Annotated in this window: 15 protein-coding genes; 12 read left to right on the plus strand and 3 right to left on the minus strand. The window is 66.7% G+C overall.

The annotated features are described in order from the left end of the window. The first annotated feature begins 49 nt into the window (after window positions 1–49). From ACH0BU_RS07010 to ACH0BU_RS07020, 3 genes are all read left to right on the plus strand, one after another. Window positions 50–2,560 carry a penicillin-binding protein 1A gene (locus ACH0BU_RS07010; RefSeq protein ID WP_500263880.1) on the plus strand — a complete coding sequence of 837 codons (2,511 nt, stop codon included), beginning with the start codon at window positions 50–52 and terminating at the stop codon, window positions 2,558–2,560. A 116-nt stretch (window positions 2,561–2,676) separates the two neighbouring features. Beyond that, on the plus strand, window positions 2,677–3,804 hold the full coding sequence (gene prfB / locus ACH0BU_RS07015; protein WP_046408439.1) for a peptide chain release factor 2: 1,128 nt from the start codon (window positions 2,677–2,679) through the stop codon (window positions 3,802–3,804). A gap of 47 nt (window positions 3,805–3,851) precedes the next feature. After that, window positions 3,852–4,628, plus strand: coding sequence for a class I SAM-dependent methyltransferase (locus ACH0BU_RS07020; RefSeq protein ID WP_296221709.1), 777 nt, complete (start codon window positions 3,852–3,854; stop codon window positions 4,626–4,628). Here ACH0BU_RS07020 and ACH0BU_RS07025 read toward each other — a convergent pair. Then, the gene (locus ACH0BU_RS07025) at window positions 4,551–5,045 is read right to left on the minus strand and encodes a JAB domain-containing protein (RefSeq protein ID WP_125945186.1); all 495 of its coding nucleotides are present in this window, start codon (window positions 5,043–5,045) and stop codon (window positions 4,551–4,553) included. The genes ACH0BU_RS07020 and ACH0BU_RS07025 overlap by 78 nt on opposite strands. On the opposite strand from ACH0BU_RS07025, the gene ACH0BU_RS07030 reads away from it, so the two are divergent. The 7 genes from ACH0BU_RS07030 (at window position 5,037) to ACH0BU_RS07060 (ending at window position 11,278) form a co-directional block, all read left to right on the plus strand. After that, on the plus strand, window positions 5,037–5,831 hold the full coding sequence (locus ACH0BU_RS07030; protein ID WP_125945187.1) for a thymidylate synthase: 795 nt from the start codon (window positions 5,037–5,039) through the stop codon (window positions 5,829–5,831). The genes ACH0BU_RS07025 and ACH0BU_RS07030 overlap by 9 nt on opposite strands. 66 nt (window positions 5,832–5,897) lie before the next feature. Next, entirely contained in the window at window positions 5,898–6,020 is a 123-nt protein-coding gene (locus ACH0BU_RS07035) for a hypothetical protein (RefSeq protein WP_269430562.1), read from the plus strand. Continuing rightward, window positions 6,010–6,501 carry a dihydrofolate reductase gene (locus tag ACH0BU_RS07040; RefSeq protein ID WP_245995209.1) on the plus strand — a complete coding sequence of 164 codons (492 nt, stop codon included), beginning with the start codon at window positions 6,010–6,012 and terminating at the stop codon, window positions 6,499–6,501. Before ACH0BU_RS07035 ends, ACH0BU_RS07040 begins: the two co-directional genes overlap by 11 nt. Window positions 6,502–6,527: 26 nt before the next feature. Next, on the plus strand, window positions 6,528–7,469 hold the full coding sequence (locus tag ACH0BU_RS07045) for a bifunctional riboflavin kinase/FAD synthetase (protein WP_296221700.1): 942 nt from the start codon (window positions 6,528–6,530) through the stop codon (window positions 7,467–7,469). 32 nt (window positions 7,470–7,501) lie between these two features. Then, window positions 7,502–10,354: an isoleucine--tRNA ligase gene (gene ileS, locus ACH0BU_RS07050; protein WP_500263881.1), complete on the plus strand. Its 2,853-nt coding sequence runs from the start codon at window positions 7,502–7,504 to the stop codon at window positions 10,352–10,354. Further along, window positions 10,351–10,878 (plus strand): signal peptidase II, encoded by a 528-nt coding sequence (gene lspA, locus ACH0BU_RS07055; protein ID WP_046408431.1) that lies wholly within the window; start codon window positions 10,351–10,353, stop codon window positions 10,876–10,878. The genes ileS and lspA overlap by 4 nt, the downstream gene beginning before the upstream one ends. Then, window positions 10,871–11,278 carry a DUF3035 domain-containing protein gene (locus tag ACH0BU_RS07060; RefSeq protein WP_046408429.1) on the plus strand — a complete coding sequence of 136 codons (408 nt, stop codon included), beginning with the start codon at window positions 10,871–10,873 and terminating at the stop codon, window positions 11,276–11,278. Before lspA ends, ACH0BU_RS07060 begins: the two co-directional genes overlap by 8 nt. A 21-nt stretch (window positions 11,279–11,299) precedes the next feature. Here the strand turns inward: ACH0BU_RS07060 and metC are convergent, their stop codons facing one another. Continuing rightward, window positions 11,300–12,562: a cystathionine beta-lyase gene (metC, locus tag ACH0BU_RS07065; protein ID WP_296219353.1), complete on the minus strand. Its 1,263-nt coding sequence runs from the start codon at window positions 12,560–12,562 to the stop codon at window positions 11,300–11,302. Next, a complete protein-coding gene (locus ACH0BU_RS07070) occupies window positions 12,520–13,356 on the minus strand; it encodes a sulfurtransferase (RefSeq protein WP_125945192.1) in 837 nt (278 codons plus the stop codon). The genes metC and ACH0BU_RS07070 overlap by 43 nt, the downstream gene beginning before the upstream one ends. Window positions 13,357–13,461: 105 nt before the next feature. On the opposite strand from ACH0BU_RS07070, the gene queF reads away from it, so the two are divergent. Both queF and ACH0BU_RS07080 read left to right on the plus strand, forming a co-directional pair. Further along, a complete protein-coding gene (gene queF, locus ACH0BU_RS07075) occupies window positions 13,462–13,905 on the plus strand; it encodes a preQ(1) synthase (RefSeq protein WP_046408426.1) in 444 nt (147 codons plus the stop codon). A gap of 124 nt (window positions 13,906–14,029) precedes the next feature. Next, the gene (locus tag ACH0BU_RS07080; protein ID WP_296219358.1) at window positions 14,030–16,297 is read left to right on the plus strand and encodes a glycosyltransferase family 4 protein; all 2,268 of its coding nucleotides are present in this window, start codon (window positions 14,030–14,032) and stop codon (window positions 16,295–16,297) included. The last annotated feature ends 35 nt before the right edge of the window (window positions 16,298–16,332 follow it).

Below are 16,332 nucleotides of genomic sequence, written 5' to 3' on the forward strand. Positions count from 1 at the left end.
CGGCCTTGTTGCCAGCCGCATGGCCGCTGCCTAAACACCGGCGCTGCGTATGGCGTCTGACTCTCCCGAACCGATCAAGCTGGCACGTCGTGGGCCCGGCTTTCGCCAGACCCTGTCCGACCTGTGGCGGCGGCGCTGGTTCAAGGCGCTGGCGGTGCTTGCCGCGATCGGGCTGCTCCTCGCGGGCGGCGGCTGGTGGTTCATCACCCGCGACCTGCCGTCGGTGGAGCAATTGCGGACCTATGAGCCGCCGCTGCCGACCAACGTGCGCGCGATCGACGGCTCGCCAATCTATTCCTATGCCCGCGAACGCCGGGTTGAATTGTCGTTCAACGAATATCCCAAGATGCTCGTGAACGCTTTCTTGGCGGCCGAGGACAAGACCTTCTTCGAGCATCATGGCGTCGATTATCCCGGCCTTGCCGGCGCGGTGATCGACTATGTGTCGAAGCTGGGCAGTGGCCAGCGCGCGCGGGGCGGTTCGACCATCACCCAGCAGGTCGCGAAGAACCTGCTGATCGGCAACGAATATTCGCCCACGCGCAAGATCCGTGAGGCGATCCTGGCGTGGCGTATCGAGGATACGCTGACCAAGCCGCAGATCCTGGAATTGTACCTGAACCAGATCTTCCTGGGTCGGAACGCTTATGGCGTCGAGGCGGCGAGCCATGCCTATTTCGACAAGGAGCTGGACCAGCTGAACCTCGCGCAGATGGCGTACCTAGCCATCCTGCCGAAGGGGCCGGCGAATTACGATCCGATCCGCGATACCGAGCGGGCGATCAGCCGCCGCAACTGGGCGCTGGGCGAGATGGAGCGCAACGGCTTCATCACCGCGGCGCAGCGTGCGGAGGCGCAGGCGCAGCCGATCGGCGCGATCGTCACGCGGGTGCCCAAGTTCGAGCGGGTCGGCGGCTATTTCGTCGAGGAGGTGCGCCGCGAGCTGATCGACAAGTTCGGCGAAACCGCCCGCGACGGGGCCAACAGCGTCTATTCGGGCGGCCTGTGGGTGCGCACGTCGATGGACCGCGGGGTGCAGGAAGCGGCGGCGCAGGCATTGCGCGACGGCCTGCTGCGCTATGATCGTGGCCGGGGTTTCTCCGGGCCGCTGCGCAAGGTCGAGATCAAGGGCGACCGCTGGCAGTCGGCGCTGCTCAATACCAACGTCACGCTCGACTATAATGACTGGCGGCCGGCGATCATCATCTCGCGCGACGCATCCGCTGCCCGAATCGGCTTTGCCAACGGGACGGAGGGCGTGCTGCCGCGCGCGGCAGCGCAGATGCCGGTGCGTGGCCAGGCAACGCCGGCGTTCGGCACGCTGGAGCCGGGCGACATCATCGCGGTGGCGCCGCAGGGCGGGCAGTTCGCGTTGCGCTCGGTGCCCAAGATTTCGGGCGGGTTCGTGGTGCAGGAGCCGCAGTCGGGCCGTATCCTGGCGATGCAGGGCGGGTTCGACGCGTCGCTCCAATCGTTCAATCGCGCCACGCAGGCGATGCGCCAGCCGGGTTCGACCATCAAGCCGATCGTTTACGCCGCCGCGCTGGAGCATGGCATGACGCCGGCCTCGATCATCGTCGATGGGCCGTTCTGCGTGGATCAGGGCGCGCGGCTGGGCCAGAAATGCTTCCGCAACTTCGGCAATTCGCGCGGCGCGGGTCCGCGGACGATGCGCTGGGGCGTGGAGCAGTCGCGCAACCTGATGACGGTGCGCGCCGCGGCGCAGACTGGCATGGCGAACGTCGTGCGGCTGATGAAGGCGATGGATATCGGCGACTATCAGCCGTATCTTTCCTATGCGCTGGGCGCTGGCGAGACGACCGTCATGAAGATGGTCAACGCTTATGGCGTGCTGGCCAACCAGGGGCGCTGGCATTCCCCGACGTTGATCGATTTCGTGCAGAACCGTCGCGGCCAGGTGATCTGGCCGGAGAATTGGCGCGCCTGCGACCGGTGCAACATGCCCGATTGGGACGGCAAGCCGATGCCGCGGCCGATCGCGCGCGGCAAGCAGGTACTCGACGCCATGTCGGCGTTCCAGATGGTGCACATTGCCGAGGGCGTGATCCAGCGCGGCACCGCGACGACATTGCGCGACCTGAACCGCCCGATCTTCGGCAAGACCGGCACCAATTCCGGGCCGAAGGACGTGTGGTTCATCGGCGGCACGCCGCAAATGGTGGCGGGCGTGTACATCGGTTACGATTCGCCGGTGAACCTGGGCGGTTATGCCCAGGGCGGCACGCTGGCGGCGCCGATCTTCAAGCAATGGGCCACCAAGGCCTATGAGGGGATGGAGGTGCTGCCGTTCCGCGCGCCGCAGGGCATTCGCATGGTGCGCGTCGATCGCGCGAGCGGACGCCCGGTGTTTGGCGCCTGGCCGAGCGGCAACGATCCCAAGCCGGCGGTGATCTGGGAAGCGTTCAAGCCGCAGGCGGAAGGCCGCCGTGCGGTGCGCCGTACCGGGGGCGCGCCTGCCGTCAGCGCGTCCGCGACCGCCGAGGCGAAGAAGCAGGCCAGTGACAGCGACTTCTTGCAGCGAGAGGGCGGCATCTACTAAGTCGCCGCTTTGTTATTTAGATCGTCATCCCCGCACCACGGGAATTCAGTGGCCGACCGCGCCATATCGCTGGATTCCCGCACCCCGCTGGTCTGACGGATGATTGGAGAATCACCATGCGCGCCGAAGCGCAGGCCCATGTAGCGACGATCAACGAGGCGCTCGCCCTGCTGCGGCGCAGCCTCGACTGGGATCGTGCGCTCAGGCGCCTCGACGAACTCAATGCGCGGGTCGAGGATCCGACGCTGTGGAACGACCCCAAGGCTGCGCAGGACGTGATGCGCGAACGCCGCCGGCTGGACGAGTCGATCACCGCGACGCGCACCATCGAGCGCGAGCTGAGCGATACCGCCGAGCTGATCGAGATGGCCGAGGCCGAGGGCGACGAGGAGATGGCGTCCGAGGGCACTACCGCACTCGCGCAGCTCGCCGAACGTGCGCAGAAGGACAAGGTGAAGGCGCTGCTGTCAGGCGAGGCCGACGCGAACGACACCTATATCGAGATCAACGCCGGCGCCGGCGGCACCGAAAGCCAGGACTGGGCCGAGATGCTGCAGCGCATGTACACGCGCTGGGCAGAGCGGCACGGCTACAAGGTCGAGCTGATCGACTATCACGCCGGCGAACAGGCGGGGATCAAGTCAGCGACGCTGCTGGTGAAGGGCGAGAACGCCTATGGCTATGCCAAGGTCGAGAGCGGTGTTCACCGCCTCGTACGCATCAGCCCGTATGACAGCTCCGCGCGTCGCCACACCAGTTTCTCGAGCGTGTGGGTCTATCCGGTGATCGACGATTCGATCGATATCGAGATCAACGACAGCGAGCTGCGTATCGACACTTATCGTGCGTCGGGCGCGGGCGGGCAGCACATCAACACGACCGATTCGGCGGTGCGTATCACCCACTTGCCCACCGGCATCGTGGTCGCCTGCCAGAACCAGCGGTCGCAGCACAAGAACAAGGCGGAGGCGTATAATCAGCTGCGTGCCCGCCTGTACGAGCATGAGCTGCGCAAGCGCGAGGAAGAGGCCAATACGGTCAATGCGGCGAAGACCGACATCGGCTGGGGCCACCAGATCCGGTCCTATGTGCTGCAGCCGTATCAGCTGGTGAAGGACCTGCGCACCGGCACGACCTCTACCTCGCCGGGCGACGTGCTCGACGGTGATCTCGACGATTTCATGGCGGCGGCGCTGGCGCAGCGCGTGACGGGTGAGGCGGTCGAGGTGGAGGACGTCGACTGAGCGTGACCGACGCCCCGTCTCCCACCTTCCGGCGCCGCGGGGGCGCGATGGCGCTCGCGCTGCTGTTGCTGGCGGCGTGCGACGGTGGCGAGCCGCTGATCCGCAAGGACCCCAAGGAGCCCGGTCCGTTCCCGGTCGCCGACCGGCCGGTGGCGACGATCGTCTCGTCGCGCTGGTCGAACGAGGAGGCGCGCGACCGGTTGAACGAGGCGGGGGCGGTGATGGCCAAGGCTGCGATCAAGCCGGGCATGACCGTCGCCGACATTGGCGCTGGCGAAGGCTATTACACCATCCGCCTGGCGCAGAAGGTGGGTGAGGACGGCCGCGTTCTGGCGCAGGACGTGATTCCCGCGGTGCGCGACATGCTGGCGGAGCGCGTGGCGCGCGAGCGGCTGGACAATGTCAGCGTCAAGCTGGGCGAGGGGGCGGACCCGAAGCTGCCGGAAAACAGCTTCGACCGTATCTTCATGGTGCACATGTATCATGAGATCGCGGAGCCGTATGAGTTCCTCTGGCGGATGCGCCCGGCGCTTCGCCCCGGCGGTCTGGTGGCGGTGGTGGATGCGGACCGCCCCACCGCCAATCACGGCACTCCGCCCGCCCTGCTTCGCTGCGAATTCGCCGCGGTCGGGTATCAGATGGTGACGATGACGCCGATGGCCTCGGCCGGTGGCTATTTCTCCACCTTCCGCGCGGTTGGCGCGCGGCCCGAGCCGAAGGATATCAGGTCGTGCCGCCTGTCGCCGTCACAAAAGGCCGCGGGCGCGAAAGCTGACCATGGCGTCGCCAGCCAGCACGAGATGGTCGACCAGCCGAATCCCTAGGCTGCTCAGCACGTCCGCGACGCGGCGGGTGGTGCGGAAATCCTCCGCCGTCGGCTCCGGATCGCCCGAGGGGTGATTGTGCGCCATCACGATCTCCCGCGCGCCCATGGCGAGCGCGACGCCGACCACCGAGCGAAGCGGCACCTCGACCGAGGCCATTTCGCGTGAGGACACATGCTGGAGCCCCAGGGTTGCCCCGGCGGTGCTGAGAAAGACGAACGCCACCGATTCGTGCCGCGCCCCTGCCAGGCTTTGAAGGTGCTGCACCGTGGCAGGGTCGAGATTTTGCATCTCCTTCGTTTCTGGAGCGTGCAGAGCATGGCGCAAGGCCATGTCTCCGTTCCGGTGCAATCCCGTAACGATCGTGCGATGCTTCCAACCGTCGTTGCGGGGATGTAGGCCGCTGTCATGCGCCAATACCTAGACCTCATGGCCCGCGTGCTCGATTCGGGCGCGGAGCAGATGGACCGAACGGGCACGGGGACGCTCAGCGTCTTTGGTCATCAGATGCGCTTCGATCTGGCCAGGGGCTTTCCGGTGCTGACCACCAAGAAGCTGCACCTGCGATCGATCATCATCGAGCTGTTGTGGTTCCTGCGCGGCGACACCAACGTGCGCTGGCTGCAGGATCGCAAGGTCAGCATCTGGGACGAATGGGCCGACGAGAATGGCGATCTCGGCCCGGTCTATGGCAAGCAATGGCGCGACTGGGTGACGGCCGACGGGCGGCACATCGACCAGATCAAGGGGCTGATCGAGGACATCCGCACCAACCCCGCCTCGCGCCGCCAGATCGTGACCGCGTGGAACCCGGGCGACCTTCACGCCATGGCGCTGGCGCCGTGCCATTGCCTGTTCCAGACCCATGTTGCGAACGGGCGATTGTCGCTGCAGCTGTACCAGCGGTCGGCGGACATCTTCCTTGGCGTGCCATTCAACATCGCGAGCTACGCGCTGCTGACGCACATGCTGGCGCAGCAATGCGGGCTGGAGCCGGGCGAGTTCATCTGGACCGGGGGCGATTGCCACCTGTACGCCAACCACCTCGATCAGGCGCGGCTTCAGCTGACGCGCGAGCCGACCGCGCTGCCGCGGCTCGAAATCCTGCGCAAACCGCCAGCGATCGACCAATATGAATATGAGGACTTCGTGCTTCACGGCTACGAAGCACAGGCGCATATCAAGGCGCCGGTCGCGGTATGACCTTGCAATTCACCTCCGGTTCAGCGATATCGACTACAAGCGTAGTCGAAGGCTTGGGAGGTCAGGATGCGCGAATATCTCATTACCATCAGCACGGCGACCCTGGCGGCCCTGCTGCTGCAACTTGGCAGCCCGCCGGCACCGTCGAACGCTGCCGACCCGGCGCCGGCGCAGGGCCATGCCCGCTAGCATGACCGTGCCGGTCACCTTGTCGCTGCATCTGGCGCGGGCGGCCAATGGCGTCATCGGCCGTGATGGCGCGCTGCCGTGGCATCTGCCGGCGGACCTGAAGCGGTTCAAGGCGCAGACGATGGGGCGGCCGATGATCATGGGACGCAAGACGTTCGAGAGCTTTCCCGCGCCGCTGCCCGGCCGCCGCCACATCGTCCTGACCCGCGATCGCGCCTGGCAGGCGGCAGGGGCGGAGGTCGCGCACAGCCCGGAGGAGGCGCTGGCGCTCGCCGGGGGCGATGCGGCGGTGATCGGCGGGGCGGATGTGTTCGCACTGTTCGCCGACCGGGCCGAGCGGGTCGAATTGACCGAGGTTCATGCCACGCCCGATGGCGATACGATCGTCCCGCCCTTCACCGGGTGGCGGGAGATATTCCGCGAGGATCACCCGGCGGACGGTGATCGTCCCGCCTACAGCTTCGTGACACTGGTGCGCTGAAGCACGTGCCGCTATGCGCCGCTGCAATGGAGCGGCAGGGACCCATCAGGCTGGACGCGCGCGAGGCGTTGCCCGAGGCATTGCGCGGCGCGATCGTGGCGCTGGGCAATTTCGACGGCTTTCACCTGGGTCATCAGGCGGTGGTGGGCCGCGCGGTCGAGCGTGCGCGTGCCGAGGGGCGCCGCGCACTGGTCGCGACGTTCGATCCGCATCCGATGCGGTTCTTCAAGCCCGATACGCCCTGGTTCCGGCTGACCACGCTGGAGCAGCGGGCCGAGCTGATGCAGCAGGCCGGGGCCGATGCGCTGCTCGTCTTCACCTTTGACGCGGCGCTGGCGGCGGAATCGGCCGAGGCGTTCGTTCGCTCGCGCCTGCTCGAGCAGATCGGGGCAGGGGGCGTGGTGACCGGCGCCGATTTCACCTTTGGCAAGGGGCGCTCGGGCGATGTCGGCCTGCTGGCGACGCTGGGGCAGGAGCTCGGCTTTTCGACCGATACCGTCGGGGCAGTGACGCTGGATGGCGAGAAGGTGTCGTCCACCAGCATCCGCACCGCGCTTCGCGAAGGGCGGCCGCACGATGCCGCCCGCCTGCTGACGCGGCCCTTCACGATCCGCGGCGAGGTGCGCCATGGCGACAAGCTGGGGCGCGAGATCGGCTATCCCACCGCCAATGTCGATCTCGGCAATTACCTGCGCCCGGCGTACGGCATCTATGCGGTGCGCGTGACGCTGGAGGATGGGCGCGTGGTCGATGGCGCGGCCAATCTGGGGATTCGGCCGAGCTTCGATCCGCCCAAGGAGCTGCTGGAGCCGTACCTCTTCGATTTTTCCGGCGACCTGTACGGCCAGACGATCGACGTCGCGCTGATCGACTATCTGCGGCCGGAGGCGAAATTCGACTCGCTTGAGGCGCTCAAGGCGCAGATGGCGGCGGACTGCGACCGGGCGCGGGAATTGCTCGCGCGCTAACCCTCCTTGCAGGGAGGGGAGGTAAAGCCGTAATGCGCGCGGCACCCATGGCCGACGATACACCCTCCGCACCGACTGCCGATCCCAAGGATTGGCGCGACACTGTCTTCCTGCCGAAGACCGACTTTCCAATGAAGGCGGGCCTGCCGCAGAAGGAGCCCGCGATTCTCGAGCGGTGGCAGCGGCTGGGCCTGTACCAGCGGCTGCGCGACCAGCGCGCCGACTGTGAGAAGTTCATCCTTCACGACGGCCCGCCCTATGCCAATGGCGACATGCACATCGGCCATGCGCTGAACCATATCCTGAAGGACATGGTGGTGCGCACCCAGACGTTGCTGGGGAAGAACGCGCCCTACGTTCCCGGCTGGGATTGCCACGGCCTGCCGATCGAGTGGAAGGTCGAGGAAGAATATCGCAAGAAGAAGCTGAACAAGGACGAGGTGCCGCCGGCGGAATTCCGCGCCGAATGCCGCGCCTATGCCCAGAAATGGGTCGATACGCAGCGCGAGCAGCTGAAGCGGCTGGGCGTCAACGGCGACTGGGACAAGCCGTATCTGACGATGGACTTCGCCGCCGAGGCGACCATCGTGTCCGAGCTGATGAAGTTCGCCGAGACGGGGCAGCTGTATCGCGGCGCAAAGCCGGTGATGTGGAGCCCGGTCGAGAAGACCGCGCTGGCCGAGGCCGAGGTCGAATATGAGGACGTGGTGTCGACGCAGATCGACGTCGCGTTCGAAATCACCGAGGCGCCGAACGCGCCGGAGCTGGTCGGCGCCCATGCGGTGATCTGGACCACGACGCCGTGGACGATCCCGGTGAACCAGGCGCTCGCCTACGGTCCGGAGGTCGAATACGTCCTCGCCCGCTTCGACGACATGGTCGAGGGGCCGCGCACGCTGTTGGTGGCGCGCGATCTGCTGGAAAGCTTCGGCGCGCGGATCGGCCATCCGGTGGTGGTGAAGATCGGCGATGCGGCGGGCACGGTGACGGTGCTGGCGGCGTTCAGCGGCGAGAAGCTGGCGGGCGCGGTCGCGCGGCACCCGATGCATGAACTGGGCGGCTTCTTCGCCAAACCGCGTCCGTTCCTGCCGGGCGATTTCGTCACCACCGATGCGGGCACAGGCCTCGTCCACATGGCGCCTGACCATGGCGAGGACGATTTTGAGCTGTGCAAGGCGCATGGCATCGATCCGGTCTTCGCGGTGGATGCCGGCGGCATGTACCGTTCCGACTGGCTGTGGCTCGGCGGGCAGGGCAGCGTCATCAACAAGAAGTTCGTCGCCAGCGATGGCCCGATCTGCGCCGACCTGCGTGAAGCCGGCGCACTGGTCGCAGCGAGCGACGATTTCAAGCACAGCTATCCGCATTCGTGGCGCTCCAAGGCGAAGGTGATCTTCCGCTGCACGCCGCAATGGTTCATCGCCGTCGACAAGCCGATCGAGGGTGGCGACACGCTGCGGCAGAAGGCGGTGGCCGCGATCGCCGCGACTCGCTTCGTGCCCGAGAAGGGGCGCAACCGCATCGGCGCGATGGTCGAGGGGCGGCCGGACTGGGTGATCAGCCGGCAGCGCGCCTGGGGCGTGCCGATCGCGCTGTTCGTGCATCGTGCGACGGGCGAATTGCTGGTCGATCCGGCGGTGAACGCGCGCATCGTCGAAGCCTTCCGCGAGAAGGGCGTCGATGCCTGGACCGACGAGGCGACGGCTGGCTTCCTTGGCGAGGGGCTTGATCCGGCAGATTACGAGCGGGTCACCGACATTCTCGACGTGTGGTTCGATTCGGGCTGCACCCATGCCTTCGTGCTGGAAAGCGGGCGCTGGCCGGAATTGTCATGGCCGGCGGACCTGTATCTTGAGGGGTCGGACCAGCATCGCGGCTGGTTCCAGTCCTCGCTGCTGGAAAGCTGCGGCACGCGCGGGCGGGCGCCGTACGATGCGGTGCTGACGCACGGCTTCACGATGGACGCCAAGGGCATGAAAATGTCCAAGAGCCTCGGCAACACGATCAACCCGCTTGATCTGATGCGCGATTATGGCGCGGACATCCTTCGGCTGTGGGCGCTGTCGGTCGATTTCACCGAGGATCACCGCATCGGCAAGGAGATCCTGGCCGGTGTCGCGGACCAGTATCGCAAGCTGCGCAACACTTTCCGCTACCTGCTCGGCGCGCTCGACGGGTTCGACGAGGCGGAGAAGCTGCCGGTCGCGGAATGGCCCGAGCTGGAGCGCTATATGCTCCACCTCGTCCATGCGCTGGACCAGCAGCTCAAGCGCGCGATCGCCGATTACGACTTCAACGGCTACGTCCGCCTGCTGAGCGATTTCGCCAACGAGGACCTGTCGGCCTTCTTCTTCGATATCCGCAAGGATTCGCTTTATTGCGACGCCCCGGACGACGTGAAGCGCCGGGCGTATCGGACGATGCTCGACGTGCTGTTCCACGCGATGGTGCGCTGGGCGGCGCCGGTACTGGTCTTCACCGCCGAGGAAGTGTGGCAATCGCGCTTCCCGAGCGAGGATAGCTCGGTGCACTTCCTCGACTGGCCCGAGCTGCCGGCGGAAGCGGGCGAGGACGTCAGTGCGCGCTGGCTCGAGGTGCGGCGCCTGCGCGAGCGGGTGACCGAGGCGATCGAGCCGCTGCGCCGCGAGAAGATCGTTCGCTCCAGCCTGGAAGCGGACGTGACCGTCACCGACACGCCGCTGCCGGTCGACCAGCTGGCCGAGGCGTTCATCGTGGCGAAGGTATCGCCGGGCGATGAGGTGACGGTGAGCCGGACCGATTATCACAAATGCGGGCGCTGCTGGCGACTGCTGCCCGAGCTTGTCGAGGACAATGCGCTGTGCGCGCGCTGCGCCGATGTGGTGAGCGACGAGGTGCCGGCGTGAAGCGCAGCGTGCCTGTTGCCGGCCTGGTGCTCGCGGCGGCGGTGTTCGTGCTCGACCAGCTGATCAAATGGGTGGTGACCGGGCCGCTCGGCATCAACTTCCTGGGTGCATCGCGCGAGATCGTGTCCTTTTTCGATCTTCGCTTCGTACAGAACATGGGCGTGAGCCTGGGGCTGCTGCGCGCGGAGAGCGAACTGGCGCGCTGGGGGCTTGTGGTGATGACCGCGGCGATCGCCGGTGCCGTCACCTTCTGGATGTGGCGCGAGGAGAAGGCGGCGGACAAGCTCGCGCTTGGCCTCGTGCTGGGCGGCGCGCTCGGCAATATCGTCGACCGGGTGCGGTTCGGCTATGTCGTGGACTTCGCCGACCTGCATTTCGGCGAGTGGCGGCCGTTCCTGGTGTTCAACGTGGCGGATGCGGCCATCACCATCGGCGTGCTCATTCTGCTGGTGCGCGCGCTGCTGATCCGCGATAAGCCCACGGCAAAGCCTGACAAGATGGCTTCGGAGAATGTGAATGCGTAAGTCGATTGTCATGGGCGCTGGCCTTGCGGTGCTGCTGGCCGGATGCGCGAGCAACGGGCTCAATCGCGACCGTCCCGACGAATTCGCGGTGGCGCGTCAGCCCTCGCTGATCATCCCGCCCGATTTCGCGCTGGTGCCGCCGACGCCGGGTGCGGCGCGCGTCCAGTCTGCCACCGCCGCGCAGGCGCAGACGCTGGAGGCGCTGTTCGGCAACGCACCGCGCAGCGCGGGCGAGACGGCGGTCATCCGGGCAGCAGGTGACGATTCGGCCGAGGCGGGGATCCGGTCCTCCGCAGGTGATCCCGAGACCAACGTCGTCGACAAGGGGCAGACGACCCGCGACATCATCGCCGCGCCGGAAGGCGACGGGCAGGACGCGCGCGCGAACGCGCCCCGCTGAGCGATAGCGCCGCTGTCCGGGTCAGCCCCGGACGGCGGCGAATCGCTCCAGGCCGGCCGCGAGGTCGGCGATCAGATCGTCGCTGTCCTCCAGCCCGATCTGCAGCCGCACGAGGGGGCCGGCGAAGTCCGGCCGTGTCGCCGTGCGATAATTGCCCGGGTCGACCGGGATCGCCAGGCTCTCGAACCCGCCCCACGAATAGCCGATCCCGAAATGCCGCAGGCCGTCGATCAGCGCGGCGCGTGCCGCTTCGTCGCCGCCGGCGAGCACGAACGAGAACAGGCCGCTAGACCCGCGAAAATCGCGCGTGAAGATGCCGTGCCCCGGGCACGACGGCCGCGCCGGGTGCAGCACGCGGTCGACCTCCGGCCGGCCCTCCAGCCATTGCGCGATCTTCAGCGCGCTGGCCTGATGATGGGCGAGGCGCACGGCCATGGTGCGCAGCCCGCGTGAGCCGAGCCAGGCATCGTCGGGGCTGACCACCTGGCCCAATTGGAAGCTCGTCTCGCGCAGCTTTCGCCAGTGCGGCGCGGTCGCGGTGACGCTGCCCAGCATCACGTCGGAATGGCCAACCACATATTTGGTGCAGGCGAGGATCGACAGGTCGACGCCCTGTTCAATCGCGCGGAAATGCAGCGGCGTGGCCCAGGTGTTGTCGAGCAATGTGGTGACGCCGCGCGCCCTGGCGGCAGCGACGATGGCGGGTACGTCCTGCACCTCGAAGGTGAGGCTGCCTGGGCTTTCCATGAAGATCGCCCGCGTGCGCTCACCGATAAGGTCGGCGATCCCGGCACCGATCAGTGGATCGTAGAAGCGCGTGCTGATGCCGAAACGCTTCAGCAGGCCGGTCGCCATCGACCGCGTGGGATCATAGGCCGAATCGGTGAGCAGCAGTTCGTCGCCGGGCGAGAGCACCGACAGGAGCGCCGCCGCGATCGCCGCTACGCCGGAGGGATAGAGGAACGTTGCCTCCGCCCCCGGTTCCAGTTCGGTCAGCGCCTCCGCCAGACTCCATTGTGTCGGCGCGCCGCGCCGCCCGTAGAACAGGCGGTGGTGCGTGTCGCGCCCGCCGGCGGCGCGCAGATCGCCCACCGTATCGTAGAGGTGAGTCGACGCGCGCCAAACCGGCGGATTGACCACGCCCTGCGTCCATTCCGGCCGTCGGCCGGCAGTTACGACGCGGGTGGCATCGCCGATCGGTTTGTGGTTGCCCTCGTGATCGTCGTCCAAGCGATCGGCGCTCACTGGCCGGTTTCCTTCGGCGTCGTCGGATCGGCGCCCCATTCCGCCCAGCTGCCGTCATAGACGGCGATCTCGCGGCCAAGCAGGTGTCCGGCGAAGGCGATCACCGAGGCGGTGACCCCCGATCCGCAGGTCGCGACGGTCGGCCGGTCGAGATCGATGCCGTCATCGGCGAAGATCTGCGCGAGCTCGGCGCCGCGCTTCCACGTGCCGTCGTCGTTGAAGAAGCGCGTGTAGGGAAGGTTGATCGATCCCGGGATGTGCCCCGGCGTCACGCCCGGGCGCGGTTCCGGTTCCGCGCCGGCAAAGCGGCTGGGCGAGCGGGCATCGAGGATCTGTTCGCTGCCGTTCGCCACGATATCCTTCATGTCGGCGAGCGTGCGGATCAGCGCGCCCTGCGTCGGCGGGGTCAGGTGGCGTGCCTTGGGCGGGGCGGCCTCGCTGATCACCGGCCGCCCCTCCGCGCGCCACTTGGCGAGGCCACCGTCGAGGAGCGCCACGTCGGTGATCCCGAAGCTGCGCAGCATCGCCCAGCCGCGCGCCGCCGTGTGGTGCGGCGACTGATCGTACAGGATGATCCGCGTGCCATCGCCGATGCCGAGCCGCGAGAGCCGGCTGACGAATTTCTCGCGCGGCGGCAGCATCATGGGGGCGGCGGCGTCGGTATCGACGATCTCGGCGAGGTCGAGGAAGACCGCGCCGGGGATGTGCGCCTGCGCATATTCCGCGGCGGCATCGCGATCTTCGGTGGGTAGGAACCACGTGCAATCTGCGATCCTAACGTCGGGGTCAGCGATTGCGGCGGCGAGCCATTCGGTTGAAACCAGTGCGTCCATGGCGTTCCCTTAGCGAGCGGGCCGTGCGAAGTCGAAACAGCCGGTGGCGGTGCAGCGATGCCCCGGAACTGGCGCCGCCGCGCGGGTGCCACTATCTCGCGGCGCATGACACTCCATCTCGGCAAGGCCACCCCGCTCCCCCAGGCTCCGGAAGAAGCGGTGCTCGACTATGTTCCCAACCCGCGTCCCGGCCGCAATTACCTGATCCGCTTCGTGGCGCCGGAGTTCACTTCGCTCTGCCCGGTGACGGCACAGCCGGACTTCGCGCATTTGGTGATCGATTATGTGCCGGGCGAGACGATCGTCGAGTCGAAGTCGCTGAAGCTGTTTCTCGGCAGCTTCCGCAATCACGCGGCCTTTCACGAGGATTGCACCGTTGGCATCGGCGAGCGGCTGGTCGCCGAGATGAACCCGGTATGGCTGCGCATCGGCGGTTACTGGTATCCACGCGGCGGGATCCCGATCGATGTTTTCTGGCAGACCGCCGCCCCGCCGGCCGGGCTGTGGGTGCCGGATCAGGGGGTCCCATCGTACCGCGGGCGCGGCTGAACGGTATTGGTAGCTTCCGCATCTTGCACCGCAGCATAAAACGCAACCAAGCTGCGGTTCGCCCGTTGTTGCGGGTTGAACGCTTTGTGAACAGGGCGTCTTTCTACCAGCGAAGGCAAGTGAGATGAATCAGGCGGTCGCACTCGACGGCATCAAGCGCATTGCCCTCATCGGTAATTTCCTGCCGCGCAAATGCGGATTGGCGACCTTCACTACCGATACCTACAATGCGATGATCAGCCGGTTCCCGGATCTTTCCGTGGACGTCTATGCGATGGATGATCATGTCGGCCGGTACGATTATCCGGCCGCGGTGACGGGGACGATCCCGCAGCAGGATCGGTCCGCCTATCTGGAGACGGCGCGCAAGATCGAGGAATCGGGCGCGCAGGCGATCTGGGTCCAGCACGAATATGGCATCTATGGCGGTGCAGCGGGTGAGCACATCCTCGCGCTGCTCGACCGCACCACCTTGCCGTTGATCGTGACGCTTCATACCGTGCTGGAGAAGCCCAGCGCGGACGAGCGGTCGGTGATGGAGGGGCTGCTGCGGCGCGCCTCCAAGGTGATCGTGATGGCGGAGCGCGGCGTGGACATCCTCACTCGGGTCTATGGCGCCAATCCGCGTTCGATCGTGATGATCCCGCATGGCGTGCCCGACCGCGAATTTGCCGACCCCGACAGCTTCAAGCCGCGCTTCGGCTGGGAAGGGCGCAAGATCATCCTGACCTTTGGCCTGCTGGCGCCGGGCAAGGGGATCGAGACAGTCATTGAGGCGATGCCGGAGGTGGTCGGCCAGCATCCCGACGCGATGTACGTGGTGCTGGGCGCCACGCACCCGAACCTTGTCGCGCATGAGGGCGAGCGATACCGTGATTCGCTACGTGCTCTGGCGTCGGAGAAGGGTGTCGGCGACAATGTCGCCTTCATCGACGCCTTTGTCGAACATGACGAGCTGATCGACTATCTCCAGGCGGCCGACCTCTACGTCACGCCCTATCTGAACCCGGCGCAGATCACGAGCGGAACGCTTTCCTACGCCGTAGGCGTCGGCAAGGCGGTGATCTCCACTCCCTATGTGCACGCGACCGAGATCCTGGGTGATGGGCATGGCGTGCTGGTCGATTTCCGCGACGTCGGTGCGTTCGCGCGCGAGATCAACAACCTCCTCGGCAGCGAGCGTAATCGCACCCGTCTGTCGCAGCGCGCCTATGAGCGTGGCCGCACCATGACGTGGTCGCGGCTGGCGGAGCGCGCCATGAGCGAGATCGCGAGCATCATCGACGGTCGACCGCAGCGGATCGGTGCGCCCGCGCCGATCAATCCGCTCGCCCCCGACATCGCGGCGGTGGAACGGATGAGCGATTCGACCGGGATGCTGCAGCATTCGATCTATTCGGTGCCTGATCGCCGCCACGGTTATTGCATCGACGACAATGCCCGCGCGCTGATCCTGATGAGCGCGATCGACACGCTGGACGACGCGACGCGCGACAAATGGACGACCGTCTATGCCTCCTTCGTCCAATATGCCTGGAACCCGGAGAAGCGGCGCTTCCGCAATTTCATGAACTTCGACCGGACCTGGTGTGAGGAGACCGGTTCGGAGGATTCGAACGGTCGCGCGCTGTGGGCTCTGGGGGTCACGGCGCGCGACGCGCGCACGCGCAAGCATCGCGACTGGGCGACGATGATGTTCGACATGACCGCGAGCCTGGCATTCGATCTGGGCAGCCCGCGCGCGCAATCGTTTGCGATGCTGGGCGCGGCGGCGATGTTGGAGGCGTCGCCCGGACACCAACTGGCACATGCGATCCTGTCGCGCTTCCCTGACGAGCATATGGCGCTGCTCGACACGGCGCGCCGCCCGGACTGGGTGTGGTTCGAAGTGGTGCTGGCGTATGACAACGCCCGCCTGCCCGAAGCTTTGATCCGCGCGGGCAAGGCGCTGGGCCGTCCGGAGGTGGTGGAGACCGGCCTCGAGACGCTCGACTGGATCATCTCGCAGCAGAAGAGCCCGGAAGGGCGCTTCCGCGCGGTGGGATCGGAGAGTTTCGGGCGCGCCTATGAGGCGCCGTTGCCGTTCGACCAGCAGCCGCTGGAGGCGCAGGCGACGATCGAGGCCTGTTGCGCGGCGTATAGCGCGACGCGTGACGAGAAATGGCGGATCGAGGCGGAGCGCGCCTATGGCTGGTACCTTGGTCTCAACGACCTCGATCTGCCGCTGGCGTCGGTCCATGACGGCGGTTGTTTCGACGGCCTGATGCCGACCGGGCTCAACCGCAATCAGGGTGCCGAGTCGATCCTCGCGCTGCAATTGTCCAGCTGCGCGATTTCGGGGCTTTCAAAGGTGGCCCCAAGCGTGGCAGGGACGGGCCGCGCCGTCGCTTAAGTCACCGCTTTTCCACGGCGTCGACCAACGGACCG

The sequence above is a fragment of the Sphingomonas olei genome (assembly GCF_045369765.1).
Taxonomy (GTDB): Bacteria; Pseudomonadota; Alphaproteobacteria; order Sphingomonadales; family Sphingomonadaceae; genus Sphingomonas; species Sphingomonas panaciterrae.